The organism is Rosettibacter sp. KY25 (genome assembly GCF_057554405.1).
In genome coordinates this window covers 116,757-143,326 of sequence record NZ_BAAJAO010000007.1, presented here as the reverse complement: position 1 = coordinate 143,326, position 26,570 = coordinate 116,757, and the positions used below count along the sequence as shown (strand labels likewise).

The window sequence follows — 26,570 nt, the reverse complement described above, 5'->3', positions numbered from 1 at the left end:
GATATATGCACATAATCTGAAAGAAAAAAATAAAGCTAAAGAAAGTTTTGATGAAATAGTAAAAAATAGTTCAGATAAGAATTTAGTTGAATTAGCAGAGAACCAGCTTAAGTTATTAGGATATGAAATAGAAAAAGAGAAGAAAGAGACTGCAAATAAAATTTCAAAACCTGAAGTAGAAATCAGCAATTACCCGAATCCATTCAATCCAACAACAGTAATCAGTTATGAGTTGCCGGAGAAAAATTTTGTAACAATAAAAGTCTATGACATTTTAGGAAAAGAAATAGCAACGTTAGTAAATGAATATAAGGAAGCTGGAAATTACAGTGTGGAATTTTCAGCGGATAAGTATCAATTATCTAGTGGAGTGTACTTTTACACGTTGAAAGCTGGGAAGAATTATGCAGTTAAGAAGATGATGCTGGCGAAATGATTTTTGAGGAATGATGCTTGCCCGCCTCTGGCGGGGAAAAATGGAATAGTAAGTTTCTGGGGTTATTTGGTATCAATGCTTAAAAATAGCTTTAAGAATGTTAAGACTGTTTTAATAACCCATTTTTGTAATTAAACATTGATGATGAGATTTGTAAGATTTTGATAAAGATAATTAGAGAAAAAATTTATTCTACTCACTGATTAATTTTATAGCGTTATTAATTTTTTCTATTAATTCTTCTCTTGAAATATTTTCAAATTTTATTTTGGCTGTTTTTATAAAAACTTCAGGCGGATCACCTTCACCTTTCATATAACGATATAAATTAAATCCAAGTCTGTATCTTTCATTCATAATTGGAATATAATCTTTCAACGATTCAGCAATGTTATAACACTTCTTTTCGAGTGAATCTTCTGGAAATAATTTTGTTGCTGGAGGTGGTAAGGTTGTCATTTCCAATCTCATTATTTTTTCTTTCGAAAAATAATTAAGAATAAACTTACTTCCAACCTAAACTTTGAATGCTGAAATTTATTGTCTAATTTTTGAACCGAAATTATTTATTGTCGAGAAAAAGTTTGAAAAGAGTATTAATAATTCGATTAAGTTCGCTTGGAGATGTATTGCTAACAACTCCAGTTGTACGTGCACTTAAAAAAAAATATCCCGATTGCAAAATTGATTTCCTTGTTAGAAATCAATATTCAGATGTTTTGAGATATAACCAAAACTTAAACAGTATTTATGAGTTCAATCCGCCTAATGTTAAAGAATTATTTAATGAACTTAAACAAAATAATTATGATTTTATTCTTGATTTACAAAATAATTTCAGAAGCAGAAAAATTACAATTAGATTAAAAACCGAAGTTTACCGCTTTAAAAAACTATCAGTAAGAAAATTTCTTCTTGTGAATTTCAAAATAAATTTAATGAAGAATTCTAAATCAATTGTTGAAAGATATGCAGAATCATTTCCTGAAATTCAATTAGATAATCATGGACTTGAAATTTTTATTCCAAAAGAATTAGAAAATAAAATTCAGAATTTCAATAAAGATTCGATTATTGGTTTTTGCCCAGGTTCTAAACATTTTACAAAAAGATGGCTCCCGGAATATTTTGTTGAGTTGGGAAAAAAACTTTCAAATGACGGGTTTACGATATTAATTTTTGGCGGGAAAGATGATGAATCAATATGTTCCAAAATAAGCAGACAAATTCCAAACAGCATAAATCTGCAAAACAACAACGAAATTCTTTTAACTGCCGCATACATGAAAAAATGTAAATTAATTGTAACAAACGATTCAGGATTGATGCATACAGCTTCTGCTGTAAAAACACCTGTCCTTGTAATTTTTGGTTCAAGTGTTAAAGAATTTGGATTTCTTCCTTACAAAACAAAAAATATAATTCTTGAGAATGAAAATTTAAGATGCAGACCCTGCAGCCATATTGGAAAAGAAGGATGTCCAAAAGATCATTTTAAATGCATGAAAGATTTAACTCCTGATTTTGTTTATAATCACTTAATAAATTTTCTGAAAGAATTATGAAAATAATGTGGTATCTGCTTTACAATCTTTTATATTATCCTCTGCTGCATATATTAATTTTAATTTCTCCGCTCTTGAATGAAAAAATCAAAACAAGCATTCGGGATAGAAAAAATTTATTTTCAAATCTTGAAAGAGACCTATCAAAAATTGACATAAAGAAAAAGAACCTCTGGTTTCATTCTTCTTCAATGGGAGAATTTGAACAAGCAAAACCAATAATTGAAAAAATAAAAGCGGAAAAAGATGTCAATATTATTGTTACATTTTTTTCTCCTTCGGGTTATCGTAATTCACTCAAATATCCTTATGCAGATGTTATAGCTTACATGCCATTTGATATTCCAAAACATACAAAAAAATTTCTTGAGATGATAAATCCAGTCTTAGCAGTTTTTATGCGATATGATATATGGCCCAATATAATCTGGCAGCTCAAAAACAAAAAGATTCCTTTTTTTATTGTAGATGCGACGATGAGAAAAAATAATAAACGCTCGCTACCAGTGATAAAAAATTTTCATAAACAGATTTATTCATGTGCAGAAAGAATACTCGCAGTTTCACAAGATGATGTTGAAAACTTTTTGGTGTTTGGAGTTAATCCAGAAAAAATAAAAGCAGTAGGCGATACTCGTTTTGACAGGGTTTATCAAAAAAGTCTTCAGGCAAAAGAAAAAAAATTATTTCGAGAAGGAATTTTTGATGGAAAAAAAATTTTTGTAATGGGCAGCTCGTGGGAAAGCGATGAGGAAGTGATTTTTCCAGCATTAACTAAATTGTTAAAATATGATAAAGATGTTGTTGCAATAATTGTTCCTCATGAACCTACTTTAATTCATCTCGAAAAAATTGAAAACTATTTTTACAGTAAATATAAAACCATAAGATTTTCTTTCATGAATAATTATAGAGATGAACGAATAATTATTGTGGACTCAATTGGCATACTTTTGACACTTTATTACTATGCCGATGTTGCTTATGTGGGAGGAAGTTTCAAACAAATTCATAATGTGCTCGAACCAGCTGTGTACGGAATTCCAGTAGTTTATGGTCCAAAACATGAAAATAGTCAGGAAGCAATTAAGTTAAGAGAAATTGGCGGAGGATTGGTAATTCATAATAAAAAATCTGCATATAAAACGTTACGCAAACTTTTTTCTGATGAATCATACAGGAAAAAGATTGGACAGATTTGCGGAGAGTTTGTTAAAAGTAACATTGGAGCTTCGGAAAGTATTGTAAAAGAAATTTATTCAATTCTTTAATATTGTCGTTATTTTTTAGGCATATCTTAAATAATACCTAATTTGATAAATTTATCCTCTTTTTTTACCTTTATATTGTAGTTTAATTAATTTGGTGAATTAATGAAATCAAAATTAGAAGTGTGGCAGCAGCTTCAAAATCAAGGTATTCATAACATTAATAATCTGTTTTATAATCTTTCAATTCCTGCATTGTATGAACAGGCATGCAGAAGACGGGAAGCTATGATAGCTCAACACGGTCCTCTTGTAGTAAGAACTGGACAGCATACAGGAAGAAGTCCAAATGATAAATTTATTGTAAGAGAGCCTTCAAGCGAAAAAAATATCTGGTGGGGAAAAGTAAATAAGCCAATTGAAGAAAAATATTTTGATATAATTTATAATCACATGATATCGTATATGCAGAATAAAGATTTGTATGTGCAAGATTGTTTTGTGGGAGCAGATTCAGATTACAAGCTGCCAATTAGAGTAATAACAGAAACTGCATGGCATAGTTTATTTGCAAGAAATTTATTTTTGAGAGCTACGCCCGAAGAACTAAAAAATCACGAACCTGAATACACGGTTATTAGTCTTCCATATTTTCAAGCAGACCCAGAAAACAATGGTACAAATTCGGGTGTATTTATAATTATAAATTTTGGGAAGAAATTAATTTTAATTGGTGGAACCAGCTATGCTGGTGAAATAAAAAAATCAATTTTTACATTAATGAATTATTTGATGCCGCTTAATGGAATTATGTCAATGCATTGTTCTGCAAATATTGGCGAAAAAGGAGATGTTGCAATAATGTTTGGTCTTTCTGGAACAGGCAAAACTACTTTATCTGCAGACCCCAAAAGAAAACTAATTGGAGATGATGAACATGGCTGGAGTTCAAAAGGAATTTTTAATTATGAAGGAGGATGTTATGCAAAAGTAATTCGACTTTCGAAGGAATCTGAACCTTTCATTTATGAAACAACATGCAGATTTGGAACTGTTCTGGAAAATGTTGCAATGGATGTATCAACAAGAGTGCTTGATTTGGATGACGATTCTTTAACTGAAAATACTCGAGCTGCATATCCAATAGATTTTATCCCGAATATTGAACCATCAGGAATGGGAGGTCACCCACATAATATTATAATGCTTACAGCAGATGCATTTGGAGTTTTGCCGCCAATAGCAAAATTATCTCCTGAACAGGCAATGTATCATTTTATTTCTGGTTATACTGCAAAAGTTGCTGGAACAGAAAAAGGAATTACAGAACCAAAAGCAACTTTCAGCACATGTTTTGGAGCCCCATTTATGGCTCTTCATCCCTCGGTTTATGCAAAATTACTTGGAGAAAAAATTAAAAAGCATAATGTTAAATGCTGGCTTATTAATACTGGATGGACTGGCGGTCCTTATGGAGAAGGTCATAGAATGAAAATTGAATTTACACGAACTATGCTTAATGCTGCACTTAATGGAGAACTTGACGATGTGGAAACTTTTGAAGACCAATTCTTTGGTCTTAAAATTCCTAAAAGTGTAAATGGAATACCATCAGAAATTCTTAACCCACGAAATACTTGGAATGATAAAAACAAATATGATGAAACAGCAAAAAAATTAGTTGCAATGTTTCACGAAAACTTTAAAAATTTTGAAAATGATGTTGATGAAATTATTAGTAAATCGGGTCCACGTCAATTATAAAGTGTGTTTAATTCATTTAACTTCTTGCTGTTAATAAGTATGCATTCAAAATCTTGAAAAAAATTTTTTTATTGAAGTAATTTTTCAATCAAGTTGCAAATCGATTTCACTATTTTTCAAAATTGTTTTTGGAATTCATTAAATCACTTAAACTAAGTTATGCTCGTTTAGAATTTATTCATTATTTTTATAACACAAATTATGGGGTTATATAATGGATAGAATTCCTTCTTTCAAGGCTTATGATATCAGAGGAGTTGTTCCACAGGAATTAAATTCAGAATTGGTTTATAAAATTGGAAGAGCACTTGCTCTTTATCTTAATGCAAAACTTATTGTAATTGGAAGAGATGTTAGAAAATCATCATTGGAACTTTCTCAAGCACTTGCTGATGGTTTGAATGACGCAGGTTGTGATGTTATTGATATAGGATTATGCGGCACAGAAATGATTTATTTTGGCACTCCATATCTAAATGCCGACGGCGGTGTTATGATTACTGCAAGTCACAATCCGCCTCAATATAATGGATTAAAATTTGTTAAAAGAGGTTCTGTTCCATTGGGCTATGATTCTGGATTGAATGAAATTGAAAAAATGATTTTAACCGATAACCTTGGAAGTATTGCTTCTCAAAAGGGAAAAGCTTTCCAGAAAGATATAATGAATGATTTCATAAATCATCTTAATAAATTTTATAATCCAGAAAAAATTAAACCGTTCAAAGTTGTTCTTAATGCAGGAAATGGATGCGTTGGACCAGCATTAAACGAATTAGAAAAATATCTTCCAATTAACATGGTTAAAGTATTCTTTGAACCCGATTCAAGTTTTCCGAATGGTGTTCCAAATCCACTGCTGCCAGAAAATAGAAAATCGACAATAGATGCAATTATAGAACACAATGCTGATTTGGGAGTAGCCTGGGATGGCGATTACGACCGCTGTTTCTTTTTCGATGAGAAAGGAAATTTTATTGAAGGTTATTACATAGTAGGACTTCTTGCAAAATCAATTTTGAAAAATCATCCGGGAGAAAAAATAGTTTATGATCCAAGATTAACTTGGAACACAATTGATGTTGTTACAAAAGCGGGCGGTGTTCCCGTAATTTCGAAAAGTGGGCATGCTTTTATAAAACAAAAGATGAGAGAAGTTAATGCAATTTACGGCGGTGAAATGTCGGCACATCATTATTTTCGAGATAATTCTTATTCAGACAGCGGATTGATTCCTTTCTTGTTGATACTTCAACTTCTTTCGGAAGAAAATGCAAAACTTTCTGAACTTGTTGATGGAATGATAAAAGCATATCCATGTTCGGGTGAAATTAATTCAACAGTTGAAAATCCTAAAGCTAAACTTCTTGCAATTAAAGAAAAGTATAATGACGGAAAAGTTGATGAATTAGATGGAGTAAGTGTTGAATATCCAAATTGGCGGTTTAATGTAAGAATGAGTAATACAGAGCCGCTCTTGCGATTGAATGTTGAATCAAGAGCAGATGAAAAATTGATGAAAGAAAAAACAGAAGAACTTCTTAATTTTATTCGCAGCTGAGTAATCCAAACAAAGCATAAATGAATGCGTCTAAAAAGACGAAAATAAAAAGGAGAAAATAAAATGGCAGAACAGGAAAAAACTTTTGATGTCGATAAACTTTTGAAGAACAAATTAAAAAATGTTAGCATAGGAACGCTTGAAAATGCAATTGCCAAAGTTGTAAGCGATTTAGTAGGCGAAGATTATAAATGCACAATCAGCGAAGTAAAATATACATTATTCAGCGGTGCAGATTTTCACGTAAAAGTTGAATTAACTTATAATCCGAACGAATAGAAAAGCTGATTAATTCTTCTTAATAATATCATTGAGATTTTCAAGAACAAAATCAATTTCCTCTTTTGTATTGTAAAAATGCGGTGAGAAGCGAATCATTCCTTCGCGAACAGCACAGTATATTTTTCTTTTTTCTAATTCATCAAATATTTTTTTTGAGCCTGTGTGCTTAAATGAAATTATTCCGGCTCTGTTTTTCTGGTCAACATTTTTCAAAATTGGGTTAAAACCATTCTCAAGTAATTTTTCAATAAAATAATTTGTATTGGCTATAATTCTTTTTTCGATATTTTCTATTCCAAAATCAATAAAAAGATTTAATACTGCATCAAATATTGCAATTCCAAGAGCATTAAGAGTGCCGTTTTGAAATCTATCGGCATTCTTTTTTAGTTTTAATTTGTAATCAAGAAGGTTCCATGCATTTTCTACTGATGTCCAGCCTACAAACTTTTGGTCAATTCTTTCTTGAAGTTCTTCAGTTATGAAGATATAAGATAATCCTTGAGAAGACATTAACCACTTTTGAGTTCCGCCAACTAAAAAATCAATTTTAGATTTTGTTACATCAATTTGAACAGCCCCAGCTGCTTGAATTGCATCAACACAAAAAATTATATTATGCTTTTTACACAGTTCGCCAATCGCATTAATATTTGCACGATAACCGGATAAAAATTGCACATAACTAATCGAAATTAATTTTGTCTTTGGTGTAATAGTTTTTTCAATATCTTCAATATCAACAATTCCATTTCGATTTTTTATGAAATCAATCTCAACGCCATGTTTTATTAGATTCATAAAAGGATAAACATTGGAAGGAAATTCAATATCGTTCAAAATAATCCTTTCGCCAGTTTGCCAGTTTAAGCCTTGAGCTAAAATATTCAATCCATTCGAAACATTATCAATCCAAGCTAAACGGTCTGATGTTGTTCCTAAAAGTCTACTTAGTTTTTCTTTTGCACTTGAGTTCCATTTAAGAAAATATTCATAGTTTTCAATTTTTTCTCCGCTTCTTTGAATTGCATACTCTTGCAGTCTTTTCAATGCCAGTTCGCACCATGGACCTAATGATGCATGATTAAAATAAATTTGGTTTGTTTTAAGATGAGGGAACAATTTTCTTGCTTCTTCGAAATTCATACAGCTACTAAAAATTATTTTAAAAAATTCGATAATAAAAATAGAAAAGGAGCATTAGATTATGAACAGAATTTTAGAAATTGCTCTGGCTTTCTATGGAATTTTAATTCCTCAAAAGTATATCAGGAAATTTTACAAACTCGTTATTGAATATCTTGATGAAAAATATTCCATAGAAACAGCAATTGGTTTAGCACTAAAGAAGTTAAAATTGAATTAAGAATTTTCTTAATTGCTTCTTTAATTTCCTCTTTAAAACACATTTCGATGTGAAGTAAAATCTCTGTGGTTTTTCGTTGAATCTCGAAAGTTTATTCTAATTTGGTCGTCCATTATTAAATCCCGCTGTTTATTTCAATTCTTTTTTGAAAAACATTATGCAGACAAGTATTTTTTGTTGTAGAAACATAAAATAGAGGTTTAAGATTATGCGAATAAAAATTCAGAAGTGGGGAAATAGCTTAGCGTTAAGAATCCCAAAAGCTTTTGCATCACAATCAAAAATTCGTGAAAATAGTTTTGTTAATCTTACATTAAAAGAAAATAAGATTGTAATTGAGCCAGTAGAAGAAAAAAAATATTCCCTGAAAGAATTATTAGCTGGGATTAAAAAATCTAACATTCATAATGAAGTTGATTTTGGGAAAAATGTTGGTAATGAACTTTGGTGAAATTAAAATCTTATATTCCCGAGAGAGGAGATATAGTTTGGCTGTGTTTTAACCCGCAAGCTGGACACGAACAATCTGGAAGACGGCAAGCGTTGGTTATCTCGCCAAAAGAGTATAATCAAAAAACTAATCTTGCAATATTTTGCCCAATTACAAACCAGATAAAAGGTTATCCGTTTGAAGTGAAAATACCGGATAACCTGAGAATAAGCTGAGCAATTCTATCGGACCAAATCAAAAGTCTTGATTGGAATTGTAGTAAAATCTGAATTTATTTATTCACATTTAGATGATGCTCTTAAAGAAACATTAAATAAAATTAATGCTTTAATTGGTGCTGATGTTTAATAAAAACTTTTCAAAATTTTCTAATAAGTGTTAACAAATTTCATCTTGTTATTTCTTTTCCAATATTTCTTCCATCATATCCATTACTTTGTTCATCTTAGCCATAGTCAAATCGAATGCTTCGGAAGAGAGCGGATCAATTCCGGCTTTCTTAATTAATTCTATTGGATAATCTGAACTGCCGCCTTTCAAGATATTATAAAATTTATCTACAGCTGGTTGACCTTCTTTCAAAATTTTTTCTGCAAAGGCTGTAGCATAAATCAATGATGTAGCATATTGATAAACATAATAAGTATAATTTATAAAATGAGGAATGTAAGCCCATTCGTAAGCTATGTAGTCATCAACTATGCAAATTCCTTCGTCGTGTCCATAATATTTTTTAACAATGTCATAATAAATTTTGCTTAAATCTTCCCCTGTAAGCGGTTCACCGTTTTCAATTCTTTTATGAATTTCCCATTCAAATTCTGCAAAAGATGTTTGACGGAAAATTGTTGTTCTTAATAAATCAAGATATGAGCCGAGCAGATATAATTTTTCTTCATCACTTTTAACATTATTTACCATGTAATTATTAAGAAGATTTTCATTAATTGTTGATGCAATTTCTGCAACAAATATTGAATATTGAGAATTTACAAACGGCTGATGTTTGTTTGAAAAATAACTATGCATTGTATGACCAAGTTCATGTGCAAGTGTAGAAACAGATTCATAATCATCAGTCCAGTTCATAAGAATAAATGGGTGATAATCATAAGCTGCTCCAGATGAATAAGCACCGCTTCTTTTACCTGCCGTTGGAACATAATCAATCCATCTTTCTTCAAATGCCTTTTTTACTGTGTTGACATATTCTTCTCCCATTGGCTTAAAAACTTCAAGCAGAAGTTTCTGTCCTTCTTCAATCGTGAATTTGAATTCAACAGATTTTACAAGTGGAGTGTAAAGGTCATAATAATGAAGCTGATCAACTTTCAACATTTTTGCTTTTAGTTTGAGAAAACGATGTAATGTTGGCAGATTTTTATGAATTTGTTCAATTAAATTTTCATAAACAGAAACAGGTATATTGTTTACATTAAGAGCACTTTCAAGAACAGTTTTGTATTTTCTATTCTTTGCGTAGAAATAATCCGCACGAAGTTTTCCAGCAAGATTGGCTCCAATTGTATTTTGAAATCTTTTATAATTTTCAAAAGTAGATTTCATTACAAGTTCTCTATCTGCACGATTTGGAACAGTTCGATATTTTGTATAAGCAGCCGAAGTCAGTTCTACTTCTTCGCCTGTTGATAATTTAACTTTTGGATTAGGTTTTTCTGCATTGTCAAAAATTCCATATACTTCGCTTGGTGTTGATGTTATTAATCCAGCACTGGCAAGAATTTCTTCTTCACGTGTAGATAATGTATGTTCTCGTAATCTCAAAATATCATTTACATAGAATCTGAATTCATCAAGTTCTTTTTTCTCTTCGAAGAATTTTTGAATTTTTTCTGGATTGGCATTTAGGATTTCGGGGTTAATAAACGATGTAGCTTCGTTTAATTTTGTGCCGAGTGTTGTTGCTTGCTGATTTAATGCTTGATTAGCACTTATTCTTAAATCCTCATCTGCTAATCTGAAAGCATAGTCAGAAAGTTTATAATATTTTTTTAATGTTTCGAAGTAAAGCTTAAGAGCTTCGTAAAAAGTGTTAGCATTTACACAAAGTTTATTTTGATATGTTTTGATTATTTCTATTTGATTTTCAATTTCAATTTTTTCTTTATTCCATTCATCAATGTTTTTATAAAGAATTGAATTATCCCACTTATATTTTTCCGGGACATCTTTCCTTTCTCTGTTTTGCATAAAGATTGTTTCCTGCATAGTAAACACCAGAATTATTACTGAAAAAAATATTTTTGTTTTCATTTTCCTATTCCTGCAAAATAGAATTTTATTATAAGTGAATAAATTCTTATGAAATCAGTAATATCAAAAAGAACAGTAAATTATTTTTCTTTATTTATTTTAAAGGAATCCCAAATCATGTAAGCTGAAATTAATGTGAACATAATCAAAGCAAGAAGTTCAGCTTCGTTTGATTCCTGCCATTCAAGATTAACCCAGTTGTAACCTGCATATCTGAGTATTGCACTTATTACGCCAAAAAGAGCACCTCCTGCAATAAATCCAGAGGCAATCAATGTTCCTCGTTCTCTTCTTGAATTATTAATCGATTCATCTTTACTTCTTGTTGAAACAAAGTGTGCAATTAAACCACCAACAAGAAGAGGTGTATTTAATTCAAGTGGAATATACATTCCAAGTGCAAAAGGCAGAGCCGGAACTTTAATAATTGTAAGAATTAAAGCAAAGAAAGCTCCAGCCAAATAAAGCATCCATGGAGCAGGTTGATTTGACATCAAAGGTTTAATCACTGCTGCCATTGCATTTGCCTGCGGTGCAACAAGCGCATTGTCTCCTTTGAATCCATAAGTTTCGTTCAATACCATGATAATCCAAGAGACAGTAGCAGCAGAAAAAATAGTTCCGACAAATTTCCATCTTTCTTGCTTATATGGAGATGAACCCAGCCAGTAACCAATTTTCAAATCTGTAATAAATGCTCCAGCTTGAGATAAAGCTGTGCAAACTACTCCACCAATAATCAAGGCGGAAATCATTCCTGATGTTCCTGTTAAGCCAACAGAAACTAAAACAGCTGATGAAAGAATTAATGTCATCAAGGTCATGCCAGATACAGGATTGGTTCCAACAATTGCTATGGCGGTAGCAGCAACTGTTGTAAAAAGAAATGAAATTATAAGCACAATTAATAAGCCAACAAGAGCCTGAAATAAATTATTTACAACACCAAACAGGAAGAAGATAAATATTAAAACAGCTGTAAATAAAATTCCTCCAAAAATAATTTTCATTGGGAGGTCTCTTTGTGTTCGTTCTCCATTCTCATTAGTTCTTTTTCCAAATAATTCTTGAAATCCAAGAGAGAAAGCTTTTTTAATGATGCCAGAAGAACGAGCTATTCCAATAAATCCTGCCATAGCAATTCCGCCAATTCCAATATGACGAACATAAGCACGGAAAATTTGTTCAGCAGACATATCTTTAATCAGCAATGAAACATTAGCTCCAACGGGAGTTGTGATATAATCACCAAAGTATGCAATAACAGGAATAAGAACAAACCACGAAAGGAACGAACCTGCAGTAATAATTGAAGAATATTTTAATCCAATTATGTAGCCCAAACCAAGAATAGCAGAACTAACACTTAATCGAAATTCTAATTTTATTTTTTCTGCAATAGTTTGTCCAATTGGAATTACTTTAGTAGTAAATAATTCACTCCACCATCCAAAAGTTGCAACAACAAAATCATAAATTCCTCCAATTAATCCGCTGATAACCAGAACGAGAGCTTGTTTACCGCCTTTTTCTCCTGCAACAAGGACTTCAGTTGTTGCAGTAGCTTCCGGAAATGGAAATTTTCCATGCATTTCGGAAACAAAATATTTTCTGAATGGAATTAAAAATAAGATTCCTAAAAATCCACCGAGAAGTGATGCAAAAAATATTTTGTAAAAATCTGCTTGAAGTTCAAGGATGTATAAAGCTGGAATTGTAAAGATTGCACCTGCTACTATTGTACCAGATGTTGCCCCAATTGATTGTATAATTACATTTTGTCCAAGTGCTCCTTTCTTTTTTAACGAAGCAGATAATCCAACTGCAAGAATGGCAATAGGAATTGCTGCTTCGAAAACCTGTCCAATTTTCAACCCAAGATATGCAGCGGCAGCTGTAAATATCACTGCCATTATGATTCCAGTAATAACAGAATATGGTGTTACTTCTGGATATTCTTGATCTGGCAGCATAATTGGGATATATTTTTCGCCAGGTTTAAGTTCAGTATAAGCATTTGGCGGCAGTCCCTGAGAATTTTTGTTTTCTGATTGAGTCATAAATTTATCTCCAATAATCTATGAAATATTTTTTAGTGCCTGGCAATTAATTGTTGTTTAATATTAGATTTAATTTTCTGAAAATCATTTTATAAATTTTTCATTTCACATTAAGTTTGCTGTAATCTAATTCAGAACCAAGCACACTGTGAGGAATTAAATAAACAATCAACATCAAAATTGATGCGAACAAAACCCACTTCTTTGGATTATCAGATTTTTTGATTTTATAAAATGCAATTAGCCAACCAATCATAGCAATTAAAGTTTTGTTGTCAGTCAAATCAAAACCAAATGGAATGCCTGTCCAAAACTCACCAAATGCATAAAACTGCATTAAAGGACCAAGTATGAATCCGCCAATAAATAGACTTATGATTGTAGCAAGTGAATAGAATTTTAATTTAGGCTGATTGTTAAAAAATTCAAATGCTGCTCGTGTTGAAAATAACATCGAAATAAACATTATGATAATATGAGGAATTAATATCCATGCAGGCACATCACCTTTGAAACGGATAACCACAGTTCTATTTTCTGGGATAAAAAATTTTTTATCACCTTTTTTTAATTCAATGAAGTACTCAAGTTTTCCTGCTAAAGGCTGCTTTGGAAGTTCGGCACTTAATATTTTTTCTCCCCTCATTTCAACTGTGTTATAATCTTTGTCAAATTTATATCGTCTCCAGTATAAAATTCCTTTGATACTTTCGTCATCAGTTTTTATGCTTATTGTATAATTTTGGTTTGATGAGTGACTTCTTTCTAACTTATACTTAATTATTTTATTCTCGGATTTGTTTGATGACTCAAATTTTATCTCGCCTTTAAGCGGGTAGGTAGGACCTGTAATTCTTTGATAAACTGCAGATGAAATTGTGATTAATAAAGCTAAGAACCAGAATAGAAAACTTTTTGTTTTGGTCATACAATATTTATCTAAAATTTAACTGCAACTTAAAAAATGTTGATGTATAGAACAATTTTTATTTGGCAATCTTTTTTATAATGCTGATAAACACTTATTGTTTTTATTATTGTATTTTTTGAAGTATTTACACCAAACTGCTAATTCTTTTCTGCAGGCTCCAACGGCAGATGGTTTTCCAAACGAAGCATATTTGCATGAATAATCACAGTATAACGGAAAATTAAAATTATTTTTCTTGGATGATTTTCTGTTCATATTAAATTCTATTTTATTAATAGAATGATAATAAACTTTCTTATCTTTGAAAAGAAATTTAGAGGCAATTATGATAGAAAAAGAAAAATTTTTTTCTGATTCATTAAAAGAAAGTGCAGAAACTAAATTGAACATAGAAAAATATTGTAAAGAAGAAGTTCTTAAAGCAGTTGATATAATTTCTGATGCATACAGAAAAGGGAAAAAGGTTTTGTTGTGTGGAAATGGAGGAAGTGCTGCAGATAGTCAGCACATTGCAACAGAATTAATGATTAGATTGAGTCATAAAATTAATCGTCCTGCGCTGCCTGCAATTGCATTGACAACTGATACATCAAATTTAACAGCTGGAAGCAATGATATCGGTTTTGAAAATGTATTTGCAAGAAGCATTGAGGGACTTGGAAATGAAGGAGATATTTTAATTGCTATTTCCACAAGTGGTAATTCATTAAATATTATTAAAGCAGTAGAAAAAGCTAAAGAGAAAAATTTATTTGTAATCGGATTGCTTGGGGGCGACGGGGGTAAATTAAAAAATAAAGTTGACCTGCCGATAGTTGTTCCTTCTTCAAATGTCCAAAGAATTCAAGAAGGACACATCACAATTGCTCATATAATTTGTGAACTTGTTGAAATGGAATTATACGGATAATAAATTTTTCACAATATTTTTTCTTTCCGTTGTTCTATTTACTGCAATAACACAACTTAAAATTTTTTATCTTTGTATTGAATTTTATTAAAGAGGAGGATATGACAGAAAATTTTGACATGATAAAAAGAGTTTATGCAGGGTTTAGAAAAAAAGTTCAGGATGCACGTAAAGTTGTTGGAAGACCCTTAACTTATGCAGAAAAAATACTTTACGCGCATCTATGGAATCCTGCAAAACAAGAATTAGTACGCGGTAAAGATTTTGCTGATTTTGCTCCAGACCGCGTAGCCATGCAAGATGCAACAGCTCAAATGGCAATGCTTCAGTTTATGCATTCTGGTAGAAAAACATCCGCTGTCCCTGCTACTGCTCATGCTGACCATTTGATTGTAGCTCAAAGTGGTTCAAAAGAAGACCTTGAAAGAGCAATCGAAGAAAACAAAGAAGTTTATGAATTTCTTGAAAGTGTATGCAAAAAGTATGGAGTTGGCTTCTGGAAACCCGGGGCTGGTATAATTCATCAAGTTATACTGGAAAATTATGCTTTCCCTGGTGGAATGATGATTGGGTCCGATTCTCATACACCTAATGCAGGTGGACTCGGAATGATTGCAATTGGTGTTGGCGGTGCAGATGTTGTTGATGTTATGGCTGGAATGCCGTGGGAATTAAAATGGCCAAAATTGATTGGAGTTAAATTAATAGGAACACTTTCGGGATGGACTTCGCCCAAAGATGTAATATTAAAAATTGCAGGCATTCTAACTGTCAAAGGCGGAACAGGTGCAATCATTGAATATTTTGGTGAAGGAACCAAATCAATTTCATGCACTGGAAAAGCTACAATCTGCAACATGGGTGCAGAAGTTGGAGCTACAACTTCAATTTTCCCATTTGATGAGAAAATGGCTAATTATTTAAGAAAAACAAATCGTTCTGATGTGGCTGAACTCGCAGAAAAATTAGCAGATGAACTTAAAGCTGATGACGAAGTTTATGCAGAACCAGAAAAATATTTTGACCAGATTATTGAAATTAATTTAAGTGAACTTGAACCTCATATCAATGGACCTTTTACGCCTGACCTCGCTCATCCAATTTCAAAAATGAAAGAAGCTGTGATAGAAAATAATTATCCAGATAAGATTAGTGTTGCATTAATTGGAAGCTGTACAAATTCAAGTTATGAAGATATTGACCGTGCAGCAAATATAGCTCGTCAGGCACTTGCCAAAGGTTTGAAAGCAAAAACACAATTTACAATTACTCCTGGTTCAGAACAGGTAAGAGCAACAATTGAAAGAGATGGTCAGCTTCAGGTTCTAACAGAATTTGGAGGAACAGTTCTGGCAAATGCATGCGGTCCCTGCATTGGAATGTGGAAAAGAATGGATATAAAAACTGGAGAGAAAAATACAATCATAAATTCTTTCAATAGAAATTTTGCAAAAAGAAATGATAATAATCCCGAGACTTATTCATTCATCGCAAGTCCAGAAATTGTAACTGCACTTGCAATTGCTGGAAGTTTATCTTTCAATCCAGAGACAGATTTTTTGGTTAATGAAAAAGGTGAACAAGTTAAACTTGATCCGCCATTTGGAGATGAACTTCCTGAAAAAGGATTTGAAAAAAATACACTTGGTTATTTAGCTCCTTCGCCTGATGGATATAAGACAGAAGTAAAAATTGACCCGAACAGTGAACGACTTCAATTTCTTGAACGATTTGAACCATGGGATGGAAATGATTTTATTGATTTACCGCTTTTGTTAAAAGTTAAAGGCAAATGCACAACCGACCATATTTCACCGGCTGGTTCGTGGCTTAAATATCGTGGCCATCTTGATAATATTTCCAAAAACATGTTTTTGGGTGCAATTAATGCATTTACTGGCAAAGCAGGCGAAGCAAAAAATATTTTTACTGGTGAATATAAACAAGTTCACGAAGTTGCAAGAGAATATAAAGCTAAAGGATTGGGCTGGATTGTTGTTGGTGATGAAAATTATGGAGAAGGCTCATCTCGTGAACATGCAGCAATGGAACCAAGATATCTTGGAGGCAAAGCAATAATTGCAAAAAGCTTTGCAAGAATTCATGAAACAAATCTGAAAAAGCAGGGAATGCTTCCATTAACTTTTGCCAATCCTGATGACTATAATAAAATTCAGGAAGATGATAGATTGAATCTGATTGGATTAAAAGAATTTGCACCAGAAAAACAATTAAAGTTGATTGCAAAGCATAGTGATGGCTCAGTTGATGAAATTTGGCTCAATCATTCTTTTAGTGCTTCGCAGATTGAATGGTTCAAAGCTGGAAGTGCACTTAATCTGATTGCCGAAAGTCAAAAAGAAGTTAAAGAAAAGAAAAAGCCTGCTGCACCAAAGAAAGCTGCTAAAGCAAAGAAACCAGCAAAGAAAGCAAAACCTGCTCAAAAGAAAACAGTTAAGAAGAAAGTTAAGACACAGAAATCTAAAAAAACTGTTAAGCCTTCTGCAAAGAAAAAAGTTCAAGCAAAGAAATCAACAACAAAGAAAACAACTGTAAAATCAAAGAGCAGGACAAAGAAAAGATAAAATCGATTAGCCCTCTGTGGATTATTGCAGAGGGCTTTTTTAATCTCTTCGCCAAACAATTTTATCGCGCTCTTTAATTCCAAACTTATCAGTATATCCTGCATTTACTTCAACTACATACTGTGAAGGTTTTATTGAAGAATATGTTTGTTCGGAATAAGGAGTTGTATTTTTATGAATTTTTACAATTTCCATTTTTGAATTAATAAAAATCATATCAAGTGGAATCATTGTATTTTTCATCCAGAATGATTGAGGGGCTTCATTTGGAAAAATGAAAAGCATTCCTTGATTTTCTTCCATCTTATCTCTAAACATTAAGCCTGTCATTCTCTGTTCATCGTCATCTGCAATTTCAATATCAATCTTGGAAATCATTTCTCCATTTTGATTTACAAAAGTCAACTCACCTTCTTTTGTAAACGAATACGCTGCTTTGGCTGTCATTGCTTTTTCTAATTCCGGATTAACTTTTTCTTTATTAAAAACAATATTCGATAAAATTAAATAAACAGCAAAAGATAAAATTACTAATACAATCATAATCTGAAATAATAAATTTTTGTTTTTCTTCTTCATTTTAATTCCCATTTATTTCAATGATTTTAATCTCATTAATTTATTTATTTTCTGAAATATCAAGAAAATGGTTTTATAATTTTCAAGATTCCTCGTTAAGCCAAGAAGATTTTTGCCTTGATTAATTTTAGTTTTTAGAAGAATTTCTTCGCTGCCGTTGTCCGTTTCTCCCTTTACAATAATTTCATCTTCTGATTCTGAATAAATTATTATTTCAGAATAATCGTTTGACTTTTTGATGAGTGCAGGTTTTAAAAATTGACTATTGTAAGAAGAAAAATTTTCTAATGATGTAATCGCTTCATTGTTGCTTTCTTGTGTGAAATTATTTTTTTCTTTTTCGTTTGAATGTTGATTTATGCTTGGTTCTAATTTCACATTACTGAATGACAAAAATTTATAATCCTTTATGTTTGAATACCGGAAGAATGCTACACCACTTGCCCCAATCTCCCTTGAGTATTCAATCATTTTTTCTATTTCGTTTTTGACTTCATCTTTGAATGCACCAATTCCAATAATAACTTTTTTACCGTATGAATTTTCTGTCCAATCTTTTGCAAGAATATCGAATTGATATTTATCTCCAAATGACCAATAAACTTGAGGTGCTATGTAATCAATTATTCCTGTTCTAAGCCATTCTTTTGTATCTTGATAAACCTCATAAAATCCTTCCCAGCCGTTCATTCCTTGATGATTTTTGTAAATTCCAATTGGAGTTGCACCAAGCTGAATATGAGGTTTGACAGCTTTTATTTTTTTGTTAATTAGTGATATTAAATCTGTAATATTTTTTCTTCTCCATTCTTCTTTTGAAAATTTATTTCCATATAATTGATAAGTTGAATCATCGTTAAAATTTTTTCCTGGATAACGAATGTAATCAAGATGAACTCCATCGACATCATAATTTTCAACAAGCTCTTGAATGAGATTAGAAATATATTCTCTTACTTCAGGCAACCCTGGATTTAACCAATATGACTTCGAATTTTCTTTTTTATCTTCAACAATCCATTTCGGTTTTTTTTGAATAATGTGTTCGGGATGATTCATAACATTTTGTTCACTTCCTGCAAAGACCTGCACAACATTAATCCATGCATGAATTGAAAGTCCGCGTTTATGTGCTTCTTCAATTGCAAACCGAAGTGGGTCGTATGGCATTCCTCCTTTTCCATCAATATAAAAAGAAAAAGGCTCAAAAGAAGATTTGAACATAACTGTTCCATTACTTCTGACCTGAAAATAAATTGTATTTAGATTTTTTGATTTGATGCTGTCAAAAATTTCCTGAAGTGATTTTTTCTGAACATCAATATTGAAAGTTGGAGGGGGCCAATCCAATCTGTGATTTGTTGCTACCCAAACAGCTCTAATTTCATTAATCTGAGAGTAAGCTGCTAAAACATTTATGAAAAAAAATAAGATTGTTAAGAAGAGATTTTTTTTAATCAGCATAAATTAAGCTTTGTAATATTGAATTCCGTTATTCAATGCATAGATAACATCTTCTTTGCTTGCTGGAATATCAATTACTAATTGACCTGCTTTCTTCAACAGAACAAATTTAATTTCGGCATCCTTATTCTTTTTGTCTCGTTTCATAATTTCATAAAGTTTGTTCGGATTATATTTTTGAATATCAATCGAGTCAGAAAATTTGAGAAGAAGAGGAAGATAATTTTCGAGTTCAGAATCTTGAAGAAGATTTATTTTGTTTGAAAGATGAAGTGCACAAGTTAATCCTACAATTACAGCTTGCCCATGTTTTAAGTTATGTTTTTGTTCAACTTCAATTGCATGTGCAAATGTATGTCCAAGATTTAAGATTTTTCTTAAGCCAGATTTTTCTTTCTCGTCATTTTTTACAATATCACCTTTGAACTGAACACATTTTTTAATTACATCTTCTATAGCATTGCTCTTAACATCAAGAAGTTTTTGAAGTTTATTTTTAATTTCATTGAAAAAATCGTCGCCGATTAATAAACCATATTTTAAAATTTCTCCCATTCCACAAATTATTTCATCCTGCGGAAGAGTTTTCAGAAAATTTGTGTCAATTAATACAAGCTCAGGTTGATAGAATGAACCAATAATATTTTTTGTGTTGCCAAAATTAATTCCTGTTTTTCCTCCGACTGAACTATCAACCATTGAGAGCAGAGTTGTAGGAACTTGAATATATTTTATTCCTCTTGAATAAATTGACGCAGCAAACGAAGCAATATCACCTGTAATTCCTCCGCCAATTGAAATTAATAGTGTATCTCTTCCAAAATTATTTTTAATTAACTTAGAAAAAATTTCTTTGAGTGAATTGAAGGATTTGTTTTCCTCCTTTGCTTCGAATATGTGGAAGAATTTTTTCCCATCAAGTTTTTCATAAAAAGATGAAATAGTTTTTTGATGATTAAGGTAGAGATTTTTATCAACTACAAGAAAAATATTTTTATTTGATTTAATGATTTCAAAATCAGCAAGTTTATTGAAAACATCGCTTCCAATAAACACGGGATAAGAATTGTTTGGAATTTTTATATCAATCTTTTTCATTTATCATTCTCATTATTTTTTTTGCAATATTATCTACAGTGATGCCAATCGGAGTTAAGTTGGTTTCAATTATTAAATCTGCTTTTTCGTAAAATGGTTTTCTTTTCTCAAGCAGTTCATTAATTCTTTTTATGAATTCTTCTTTTGGTGTTTCGTTTAGAACAAATTCACGGAATAAAGGTCTGTCAGTTTTGCTTTTAAGTCTTTTGTAAATATCTTCTGGAGAAGCCTTGAGATAAATTATTTTACCTGTGTTTTTCATCAGTTCATAATTTTGAGGGAAAGTAATAGTTCCTCCGCCAAGAGAAATAACTATGTTATCTTTTTGAATTAGCTTTTTGAGTATCTCGCTTTCAAGATTGCGGAAATAAGGTTCTCCTTTTTTTTCGAATATTTCTACAATTGTAGATTTTTCATGCTCTTCGATTTCCTCATCGAGGTCATAATAATCTAATCCGAGCACATTGGAAAGAATTGGTCCAATTGTGCTTTTACCGCTTGCCATGAATCCTGTTAAATATATACGCATACTTTTTTGCAAAAAATTTATTGGCAAATATAAATAAACTTATCTTACCTTACATGAATTGAAGTTAAAAACGAATGCCAACACCAAGCGAAAAGGTAATTCCATCAACATTTACTTTTGTGGTAAAATTTTGTGAATGAATGTAATAGATTCTGTTTTTATAAGTAAAAGAATTGTTTGAATATTTGCTTTTCAGTTCAATCTCGGGGTCACGAAATCTCATTTGAGTTCTTAAAAAAATAAAATTATGAATTAAATAATCCATCGAAACAGAAACTTGAATGCCATAACCAAAATTTGCTCCATCGTTCATTGCTGAAATATTTTCAAACTGTCGAAGACTTTTGCCAAAATAAAATCCAAATCCTCCGCCCATATAGAATTTAAATCTCTCAGTTGAAAATGGAAGAAAATAATATAGACTTAATTCTAAAGGAATGATTCTGTATCCATCATTAATGTCGATACTTATACTTCCAAGATTAAAATTTTTGTTTGTGAAAGTTTTTTCCATTGTTTCTATCCACAAACCAGAGTATACAGATTCAAAAATTTGAAAACGAATTTCCCCAGATAAACTGTAAATGTCTTCCAATTCATTGTAAGATGCTCTTACAATTAAGTCAGAAGATTTTGGCTGCAAAAATAATTTAGATGTGTTTGTGTAATTGTAATTAATTGTGAAATCAAATTTTGAAGTCATCTGTGAATAAATTAAAGTTGACGATATGAAAAGTATTATTAAACTTTTTCGAAGCATAATAATGACTGCATCTTAAATTGTTCTTTATAAATGTAAAAATTTTTTTATTGGAGAGAAATGGAAAATAAAAAAGCCGTGACTTTTAAGCACGGCTTCGAATATTGGAGCTTGTAATTTTTATCGGTAGAACAGATGACGATTATCTACAATGTTAGCCTGCTTTTTAACTTCCTGAAGCCAGAGATTAAGCAAATAAGCTTTTTTGTTTTGAGCAAGTTCTCTTCTTATTGCAAGTTTTTGAAGTTCATATGTATTCGGGTCGAATTTAGTTCTGTATCTTACATTAATTAAATAAACTCCCATGCTTCCTTTAACGGGCTGTGACCATTTGTTTAATTCGCCTTTGAGTGCATAATCAGCAAATGCGTATTCAAGTCCAAGATTTGGAATTGAACCTGCAGAAGTAAATTCTGCAGTTGAATCAACTCTTGCTTTATCCCAGACTGTTAGAGCTAATTGTTTATCTCCATTATCACCAAGTTTTGCACGGATTTGTTTTGCAATAGATAAAGCTTTTTCAAATCTTTTTTCTTGAAGAACTTTTGCTTTTACGAGATTTTTAACTTCATCAAAATTTTTGAATCCTGCTTTTGTAACATCAGAAATTTTTACAACCACATAACCTGCAGGAACTTTGAATACATCGCTGACTTCGCCAAGTCCATTTTCAAATGCCCATTTAACCAAAGCTTTGTTTACTCCCAATCCAGGAATAGCAATAGCATCTTCTGTGAAATGTGGTGTTTCAATAATATCATACTTCATCAATTTTGCTTCTGATTCAAAACCATTTTCTTTTGCTACATAAGCAAAGTCTGATGCATCCTGATAAATTTTATCCAGAGTTGAACCAGAAATTTGAATTTTGTTTACGATTTTTTCGAGCACAAAATCTTCGTTTAATTTACCAGTAACTTTTATAATGTGATAACCATAAACAGTTTTAACAGGTTTTTGAATTACTCCAACATTTCCTTTGAAGCAAGCTTCTTCGAATTCTTTAACCATCTGACCTTTAGTAAACCAGCCAAGATCTCCACCGTTTGAAGCAGAGCCTGGGTCGCTCGATTTTGATTTTGCTGTTGCAGCAAAATCTGCACCTTTTATCAATTCATTATAAATTTGATTTGCTTTATCTAAATCTTCTTTATCATTTCCTGTTGACCGAATTAAAATGTGTGAAGCACGAACAGCTTCATTCTTTGATTTTACTTTGTCAATCAATTTATAAACTACATATCCTTCGTAAGTAGAAATTGGTCCAACTACATCACCCTTGTTGGATTTAAGAAGAATATCCCTTGCCTGAACAGGAAGAGCAGTGATTGAAATTGTATCTCTTCTATAAGGCTGGTCGGAATAAATTTGAACATAAGATTTAAATGAAGCAGTATCACTTTTGATTTTTGCGACGATTGCTTCAAGATTTTCTTTTATTCCAACTGAATCACTTTTCGATGGAAGACGGCGGAAAAGAACATATTTAAGTTTTCTTGATGGTTCTACTTTATAATCTTCTTTATGTGTTTCATAATATTTTTTTAATTCGTCGTCAGAAATTTTGATTTCATTTTCTGGAATTGTGTTCACATTAACAAGAACATAATCTGCTCTCATTTTAATATTTTGTCTGATAAAATGTTCTTTAACTTCGTCATCACCCACGACAACAGATGCGAATAAATATTCCTGAAGTTTTTGCTGCTGCAGTTGTTCTCTGATTATATCTTCATAATAAAGAACAATTTGTTTATTTCGCGGATCTCTTAAAGCCTGCTCGTAAAGTTGTCTGTTAAAAACACCGGCAGAATCTGTAAATTGTCGTCTTAATTCTTCAGGTGGGTTAGGACCAAGCAATGCTTCTCTTACTTCATCATCAGTAACAACAATACCAAATTCTTTAATTTTTTTCTGAAGTAATTTTTGAGTTACAATTGCATCCCAAACTTGGTCTCTAAAGAAATCCATTTGACTTTCGTCAATTTGTTGACCTGTCATTCTTTCTTGATTTTCTTTTGCTCTTTCAACCATGTTTGAGAAATCCTGATAAGAAATCTCTTCTCCTTCTATCGAGCCGACATTTTGAGAACGCTGTCCCAAAAATTCCAGAACTCTTGAATCTGAAATAACCATAAAAAGAACAAATAAACCGCCGACAAGAAGAATGAACCACGGAGCTAAACTCCTCATTCTGGCCATCATCGCCATATATATCAACCTCCGTTTAAAGAAAACATTAAATTTTAGGAAGTTAATTTAGATACACTGCTTATTAAATGCAATTAAGAATTTTTAATTGATATGAAAAATGAAGATATATTAATTGTTGATTTTATTATATAAAATTCATTTGCGTATAAAATTTAAGCCTCCTAATTTGGCAAATAAAATTTTAGGTTTTACAGCATGCCTACATTTTTTAACTCCTGGCTGCCTTTCATTTATTTATATGTTGGAGGCGGAATTTTTTTTGTAGCGGGTTTAATATTAATCCGCAAAACAAAAGCACTTGATATGAGACTGAAGCGTCACCGCTTCTGGTGGAAAGTGTTAATTTTCGGTTATTTTTATTTCATGGCACTCCATGCCTTTCTAATAATTGCTGCACTTTACTTGTGAGATTAATATGGAACAATTACATAATATTGGAACACAACTCGACTGGCTAGTTCTTGTTATCTACATGATAACAATGCTCTTGTTTGGTTCTTATTTTGCAAAATATAATAAAGATACAAATGATTTTTTCTTTGGCGGAAGAAGATTCAGCTGGTGGCTAATTGCAATGTCAATTGTTGCAACTGGTATCAGCAGTCATAGTTTCGTAAAGTATTCTGCAATGGGATTTAAGTATGGTTTTTCATCTTCAATGTCATATATCAATGATTGGTTCTTTGTTCCTTTCTTTATGTTTGGCTGGCTTCCAATTATAATTTATTCGAGAATTCGTTCTATTCCTGAATATTTCGAAAGAAGATTTTCTCCTTCTGCCAGATTTCTTGTTACAATTCTTCAACTTTTATATTTAATTGGTTATGTTGGAATCGGATTCCTTACAATGGGAAAGGCAATTCTTCCACTGATGCCCGAGAGTTTTACAATTTTTGGTGTTCAGATTCATGTAACTTTAATGGGGCTAATCTGGGTTACTGCAGTTATAACTGGAATTTATATAACATTTGGCGGACAGACAGCTGTTATCTTTACAGATTTAGTTCAAGGTATAATGTTGCTTACAGCTGGTTTACTGGTTTTCTTTCTTGGAATATCATACGTTGGAGGATGGTCTTCTTTCTGGAATTTACTTCCAACAAGCTGGAAACTTCCTTTTGCCGGGTTCAATTCCCCAGCTGAATTTAATTCTGTAGGAACATTCTGGGAAGATGCAATTGCAGGTTCAGTTGGATTTCTTTTTATGAACATGGGATTGATAATGAGATTTATGGCAACGAAAAATGTTCATGAAGGAAGAAAAGCTGCAGCAGTAAACATTCTTTTTATGCTTCCAATTTCTGCTGTGGTAGTTGGCGGAGGAGGCTGGGTAGCAAAAGCAATTTCTGTTATGAATCCTAAAATAATTCCACCAAATGTAAATCCTGATTCAATATTTGTTGTAGTTGCAAATATATTGACAGGACCAGGTGTATTTGGTTTTGTTGTGGCTGCAATCGCAGCAGCCTTGATGTCAACTGTTAGCACACTTGTTAATGCTGCCTCGGCAATCTATGTTAATGATGTAGATAGACCAATTAGAATCTGGCTAAAAAAACTAAGCAGAAGTGAAAGACTTCAAGAAAAGAAAGCTATGTTAATTGCAAGAATTTCTACTGTTGGAATTACATTGCTTGGAGTGCTTGCTGTATATGCTTTTGTATCATATCCTACTGTTTATCAAGCTCATGCATTTTTCCATGCTACATTAACACCTCCATTAATGGTTGCAATTTTCTTTGGTGCGTTCTGGAAGAAATTTACTCCTGCTGGATTAATAACAACTGTTATCGGCGGAATATCATTAATGCTTTTAGGAAACAAATTTCCTTATGAATTAATTAGACCAATTGCACATGGAACTCCTTATGACCCAGTTCATCCATATACTTACATGAGTGCACTTTATAATTTAATTGTTTGTGTTTCTCTTGCTGTGCTTGCTACAATTTTTCAACGACAATTAAAAAAACTTTCAGACATTATACTTAATTCTAAGAGACATTATATAATGTATCCTATAATTGCATTTACTGTAATTGTTGTTATTATTGATATTCTTGTTGCTGTTTTAAGACTGGATACTTTTTCGCTTGGTTTTTTAATGACATCAACAATTATAGCTTCTTTCTTTGTTGCACTTATTTCAACTCACTATGTTAAATATGATGCTGAACGACAGACAGAAGGACTTACAATCTGGTCAATTCATAAAGCTAAAGAATTTTTCAAAGGAAGAAAATTAAATGAACGTGAAGGCGAGATTGTAAAAGTTCACTGGAAATTAATTGAAGATGACAATGAAGATGTAATTAATTTTTCAAAAAGAGATATGCACAAAATGGCTGCAGAGGTTGGCGACCTTGTTTATCTTTCTGATGCACGCAAATATCTCGGCGGCTTGAAATCTGTTCACTCTGTGTATGGTGAACCACACAACGAAGAAGGTATTGTTTATATAAGAAAAAGACATTTAGAACACGGCTTGTTTGTCGAAGGAAAAATATTAACCGCAGAAAAGGAGATGTAAATA

At 31.7% G+C, this 26,570-nt stretch carries 24 protein-coding genes and 1 pseudogene; 13 read left to right on the top strand and 12 right to left on the bottom strand.

The annotated features are described in order from the left end of the window. Nucleotides 1–436, top strand: a 436-nt coding sequence (locus AC27L2_RS06385) for a T9SS type A sorting domain-containing protein (protein WP_487210875.1), incomplete at its 5' end; no start/stop codon positions are given. Nucleotides 437–628: 192 nt separating this feature from the next. Here AC27L2_RS06385 and AC27L2_RS06380 read toward each other — a convergent pair. After that, nucleotides 629–895, bottom strand: a complete 267-nt coding sequence (locus tag AC27L2_RS06380; protein WP_487210874.1) for a hypothetical protein — start codon at nt 893–895, stop codon at nt 629–631. Nucleotides 896–1,020: 125 nt separating this feature from the next. On the opposite strand from AC27L2_RS06380, the gene AC27L2_RS06375 reads away from it, so the two are divergent. The 5 genes from AC27L2_RS06375 to AC27L2_RS06355 all read left to right on the top strand — a co-directional run bounded on the left by AC27L2_RS06375 (nt 1,021) and on the right by AC27L2_RS06355 (nt 6,813). Next, on the top strand, nt 1,021–2,001 hold the full coding sequence (locus AC27L2_RS06375) for a glycosyltransferase family 9 protein (RefSeq protein ID WP_487210873.1): 981 nt from the start codon (nt 1,021–1,023) through the stop codon (nt 1,999–2,001). Next, on the top strand, nt 1,998–3,272 hold the full coding sequence (locus AC27L2_RS06370) for a 3-deoxy-D-manno-octulosonic acid transferase (protein ID WP_487210872.1): 1,275 nt from the start codon (nt 1,998–2,000) through the stop codon (nt 3,270–3,272). The genes AC27L2_RS06375 and AC27L2_RS06370 overlap by 4 nt, the downstream gene beginning before the upstream one ends. A gap of 102 nt (nt 3,273–3,374) precedes the next feature. Then, nucleotides 3,375–4,973 (top strand): phosphoenolpyruvate carboxykinase, encoded by a 1,599-nt coding sequence (locus AC27L2_RS06365; protein ID WP_487210871.1) that lies wholly within the window; start codon nt 3,375–3,377, stop codon nt 4,971–4,973. Nucleotides 4,974–5,187: 214 nt separating this feature from the next. Beyond that, nucleotides 5,188–6,534 carry a phosphohexomutase domain-containing protein gene (locus AC27L2_RS06360; protein ID WP_487210870.1) on the top strand — a complete coding sequence of 449 codons (1,347 nt, stop codon included), beginning with the start codon at nt 5,188–5,190 and terminating at the stop codon, nt 6,532–6,534. A 63-nt stretch (nt 6,535–6,597) separates the two neighbouring features. Next, the gene (locus AC27L2_RS06355; RefSeq protein ID WP_487210869.1) at nt 6,598–6,813 is read left to right on the top strand and encodes a hypothetical protein; all 216 of its coding nucleotides are present in this window, start codon (nt 6,598–6,600) and stop codon (nt 6,811–6,813) included. Between the two features lie 9 nt (nt 6,814–6,822). Here AC27L2_RS06355 and AC27L2_RS06350 read toward each other — a convergent pair whose 3' ends face one another. Beyond that, nucleotides 6,823–7,962, bottom strand: coding sequence for an aminotransferase class V-fold PLP-dependent enzyme (locus AC27L2_RS06350; RefSeq protein WP_487210868.1), 1,140 nt, complete (start codon nt 7,960–7,962; stop codon nt 6,823–6,825). Between the two features lie 61 nt (nt 7,963–8,023). On the opposite strand from AC27L2_RS06350, the gene AC27L2_RS06345 reads away from it, so the two are divergent. From AC27L2_RS06345 to AC27L2_RS06335, 3 genes and pseudogenes are all read left to right on the top strand, one after another. Next, nucleotides 8,024–8,182, top strand: coding sequence for a hypothetical protein (locus AC27L2_RS06345; protein ID WP_487210867.1), 159 nt, complete (start codon nt 8,024–8,026; stop codon nt 8,180–8,182). A gap of 208 nt (nt 8,183–8,390) precedes the next feature. Then, the gene (locus AC27L2_RS06340; RefSeq protein ID WP_487210866.1) at nt 8,391–8,633 is read left to right on the top strand and encodes an AbrB/MazE/SpoVT family DNA-binding domain-containing protein; all 243 of its coding nucleotides are present in this window, start codon (nt 8,391–8,393) and stop codon (nt 8,631–8,633) included. Further along, nucleotides 8,627–8,981, top strand: a pseudogene (locus tag AC27L2_RS06335) (type II toxin-antitoxin system PemK/MazF family toxin). Before AC27L2_RS06340 ends, AC27L2_RS06335 begins: the two are co-directional and overlap by 7 nt. 48 nt (nt 8,982–9,029) lie before the next feature. Here the strand turns inward: AC27L2_RS06335 and pepF are convergent. From pepF to AC27L2_RS06315, 4 genes are all read right to left on the bottom strand, one after another. Further along, on the bottom strand, nt 9,030–10,907 hold the full coding sequence (pepF, locus tag AC27L2_RS06330; protein WP_487210864.1) for an oligoendopeptidase F: 1,878 nt from the start codon (nt 10,905–10,907) through the stop codon (nt 9,030–9,032). Between the two features lie 80 nt (nt 10,908–10,987). Further along, on the bottom strand, nt 10,988–12,967 hold the full coding sequence (locus tag AC27L2_RS06325) for an OPT family oligopeptide transporter (RefSeq protein ID WP_487210863.1): 1,980 nt from the start codon (nt 12,965–12,967) through the stop codon (nt 10,988–10,990). A 100-nt stretch (nt 12,968–13,067) separates the two neighbouring features. Next, complete coding sequence (locus AC27L2_RS06320) at nt 13,068–13,895, bottom strand: hypothetical protein (RefSeq protein WP_487210862.1); 828 nt, start codon at nt 13,893–13,895, stop codon at nt 13,068–13,070. A 75-nt stretch (nt 13,896–13,970) separates the two neighbouring features. Beyond that, nucleotides 13,971–14,153: a hypothetical protein gene (locus AC27L2_RS06315; RefSeq protein ID WP_487210861.1), complete on the bottom strand. Its 183-nt coding sequence runs from the start codon at nt 14,151–14,153 to the stop codon at nt 13,971–13,973. Nucleotides 14,154–14,223: 70 nt separating this feature from the next. Here AC27L2_RS06315 and AC27L2_RS06310 point away from each other — a divergent pair, with 70 nt between their 5' ends. Together AC27L2_RS06310 and AC27L2_RS06305 are read left to right on the top strand one after the other, a co-directional pair. Continuing rightward, nucleotides 14,224–14,808, top strand: coding sequence for a D-sedoheptulose-7-phosphate isomerase (locus AC27L2_RS06310; RefSeq protein WP_487210860.1), 585 nt, complete (start codon nt 14,224–14,226; stop codon nt 14,806–14,808). 101 nt (nt 14,809–14,909) lie between these two features. Further along, the gene (locus AC27L2_RS06305) at nt 14,910–17,393 is read left to right on the top strand and encodes an aconitate hydratase (protein WP_487210859.1); all 2,484 of its coding nucleotides are present in this window, start codon (nt 14,910–14,912) and stop codon (nt 17,391–17,393) included. Between the two features lie 39 nt (nt 17,394–17,432). Here AC27L2_RS06305 and AC27L2_RS06300 read toward each other — a convergent pair whose 3' ends face one another. The 6 genes from AC27L2_RS06300 to AC27L2_RS06275 form a co-directional block, all read right to left on the bottom strand. Further along, on the bottom strand, nt 17,433–17,972 hold the full coding sequence (locus AC27L2_RS06300; RefSeq protein ID WP_487210858.1) for a DUF192 domain-containing protein: 540 nt from the start codon (nt 17,970–17,972) through the stop codon (nt 17,433–17,435). Nucleotides 17,973–17,984: 12 nt separating this feature from the next. Next, on the bottom strand, nt 17,985–19,436 hold the full coding sequence (locus AC27L2_RS06295; RefSeq protein WP_487210857.1) for a glycoside hydrolase family 10-like protein: 1,452 nt from the start codon (nt 19,434–19,436) through the stop codon (nt 17,985–17,987). A 3-nt stretch (nt 19,437–19,439) separates the two neighbouring features. After that, the gene (gene aroB, locus AC27L2_RS06290; RefSeq protein ID WP_487210856.1) at nt 19,440–20,534 is read right to left on the bottom strand and encodes a 3-dehydroquinate synthase; all 1,095 of its coding nucleotides are present in this window, start codon (nt 20,532–20,534) and stop codon (nt 19,440–19,442) included. Further along, the gene (locus tag AC27L2_RS06285) at nt 20,521–21,063 is read right to left on the bottom strand and encodes a shikimate kinase (protein WP_487210855.1); all 543 of its coding nucleotides are present in this window, start codon (nt 21,061–21,063) and stop codon (nt 20,521–20,523) included. Before AC27L2_RS06285 ends, aroB begins: the two co-directional genes overlap by 14 nt. Nucleotides 21,064–21,127: 64 nt before the next feature. Continuing rightward, nucleotides 21,128–21,823 (bottom strand): hypothetical protein, encoded by a 696-nt coding sequence (locus AC27L2_RS06280; RefSeq protein ID WP_487210854.1) that lies wholly within the window; start codon nt 21,821–21,823, stop codon nt 21,128–21,130. Nucleotides 21,824–21,943: 120 nt separating this feature from the next. Then, nucleotides 21,944–24,016: a peptidylprolyl isomerase gene (locus AC27L2_RS06275; RefSeq protein ID WP_487210853.1), complete on the bottom strand. Its 2,073-nt coding sequence runs from the start codon at nt 24,014–24,016 to the stop codon at nt 21,944–21,946. Between the two features lie 216 nt (nt 24,017–24,232). On the opposite strand from AC27L2_RS06275, the gene AC27L2_RS06270 reads away from it, so the two are divergent. After that, a complete protein-coding gene (locus AC27L2_RS06270) occupies nt 24,233–24,445 on the top strand; it encodes a hypothetical protein (RefSeq protein ID WP_353677750.1) in 213 nt (70 codons plus the stop codon). Between the two features lie 7 nt (nt 24,446–24,452). Further along, the gene (locus AC27L2_RS06265; RefSeq protein WP_487210852.1) at nt 24,453–26,567 is read left to right on the top strand and encodes a sodium:solute symporter family protein; all 2,115 of its coding nucleotides are present in this window, start codon (nt 24,453–24,455) and stop codon (nt 26,565–26,567) included. Nucleotides 26,568–26,570: the final 3 nt, after the last annotated feature.

Bases quoted from the DNA above. Each gene is read 5' to 3' on its own strand.
- AC27L2_RS06370 (WP_487210872.1), top strand. From the start codon at position 1,998: ATGAAAATAATGTGGTATCTGCTTTACAATCTTTTATATTATCCTCTG.
- AC27L2_RS06325 (WP_487210863.1), bottom strand. From the start codon at position 12,967: ATGACTCAATCAGAAAACAAAAATTCTCAGGGACTGCCGCCAAATGCT.
- AC27L2_RS06270 (WP_353677750.1), top strand. From the start codon at position 24,233: ATGCCTACATTTTTTAACTCCTGGCTGCCTTTCATTTATTTATATGTT.
- AC27L2_RS06345 (WP_487210867.1), top strand. From the start codon at position 8,024: ATGAACAGAATTTTAGAAATTGCTCTGGCTTTCTATGGAATTTTAATT.
- AC27L2_RS06265 (WP_487210852.1), top strand. From the start codon at position 24,453: ATGGAACAATTACATAATATTGGAACACAACTCGACTGGCTAGTTCTT.
- AC27L2_RS06360 (WP_487210870.1), top strand. From the start codon at position 5,188: ATGGATAGAATTCCTTCTTTCAAGGCTTATGATATCAGAGGAGTTGTT.
- pepF (WP_487210864.1), bottom strand. From the start codon at position 10,907: ATGAAAACAAAAATATTTTTTTCAGTAATAATTCTGGTGTTTACTATG.
- AC27L2_RS06280 (WP_487210854.1), bottom strand. From the start codon at position 21,823: ATGCTTCGAAAAAGTTTAATAATACTTTTCATATCGTCAACTTTAATT.
- AC27L2_RS06275 (WP_487210853.1), bottom strand. From the start codon at position 24,016: ATGAGGAGTTTAGCTCCGTGGTTCATTCTTCTTGTCGGCGGTTTATTT.
- AC27L2_RS06380 (WP_487210874.1), bottom strand. From the start codon at position 895: ATGACAACCTTACCACCTCCAGCAACAAAATTATTTCCAGAAGATTCA.
- AC27L2_RS06355 (WP_487210869.1), top strand. From the start codon at position 6,598: ATGGCAGAACAGGAAAAAACTTTTGATGTCGATAAACTTTTGAAGAAC.
- AC27L2_RS06350 (WP_487210868.1), bottom strand. From the start codon at position 7,962: ATGAATTTCGAAGAAGCAAGAAAATTGTTCCCTCATCTTAAAACAAAC.
- aroB (WP_487210856.1), bottom strand. From the start codon at position 20,534: ATGAAAAAGATTGATATAAAAATTCCAAACAATTCTTATCCCGTGTTT.
- AC27L2_RS06340 (WP_487210866.1), top strand. From the start codon at position 8,391: ATGCGAATAAAAATTCAGAAGTGGGGAAATAGCTTAGCGTTAAGAATC.
- AC27L2_RS06300 (WP_487210858.1), bottom strand. From the start codon at position 17,972: ATGAAGAAGAAAAACAAAAATTTATTATTTCAGATTATGATTGTATTA.
- AC27L2_RS06315 (WP_487210861.1), bottom strand. From the start codon at position 14,153: ATGAACAGAAAATCATCCAAGAAAAATAATTTTAATTTTCCGTTATAC.
- AC27L2_RS06295 (WP_487210857.1), bottom strand. From the start codon at position 19,436: ATGCTGATTAAAAAAAATCTCTTCTTAACAATCTTATTTTTTTTCATA.
- AC27L2_RS06310 (WP_487210860.1), top strand. From the start codon at position 14,224: ATGATAGAAAAAGAAAAATTTTTTTCTGATTCATTAAAAGAAAGTGCA.
- AC27L2_RS06365 (WP_487210871.1), top strand. From the start codon at position 3,375: ATGAAATCAAAATTAGAAGTGTGGCAGCAGCTTCAAAATCAAGGTATT.
- AC27L2_RS06285 (WP_487210855.1), bottom strand. From the start codon at position 21,063: ATGCGTATATATTTAACAGGATTCATGGCAAGCGGTAAAAGCACAATT.
- AC27L2_RS06305 (WP_487210859.1), top strand. From the start codon at position 14,910: ATGACAGAAAATTTTGACATGATAAAAAGAGTTTATGCAGGGTTTAGA.
- AC27L2_RS06320 (WP_487210862.1), bottom strand. From the start codon at position 13,895: ATGACCAAAACAAAAAGTTTTCTATTCTGGTTCTTAGCTTTATTAATC.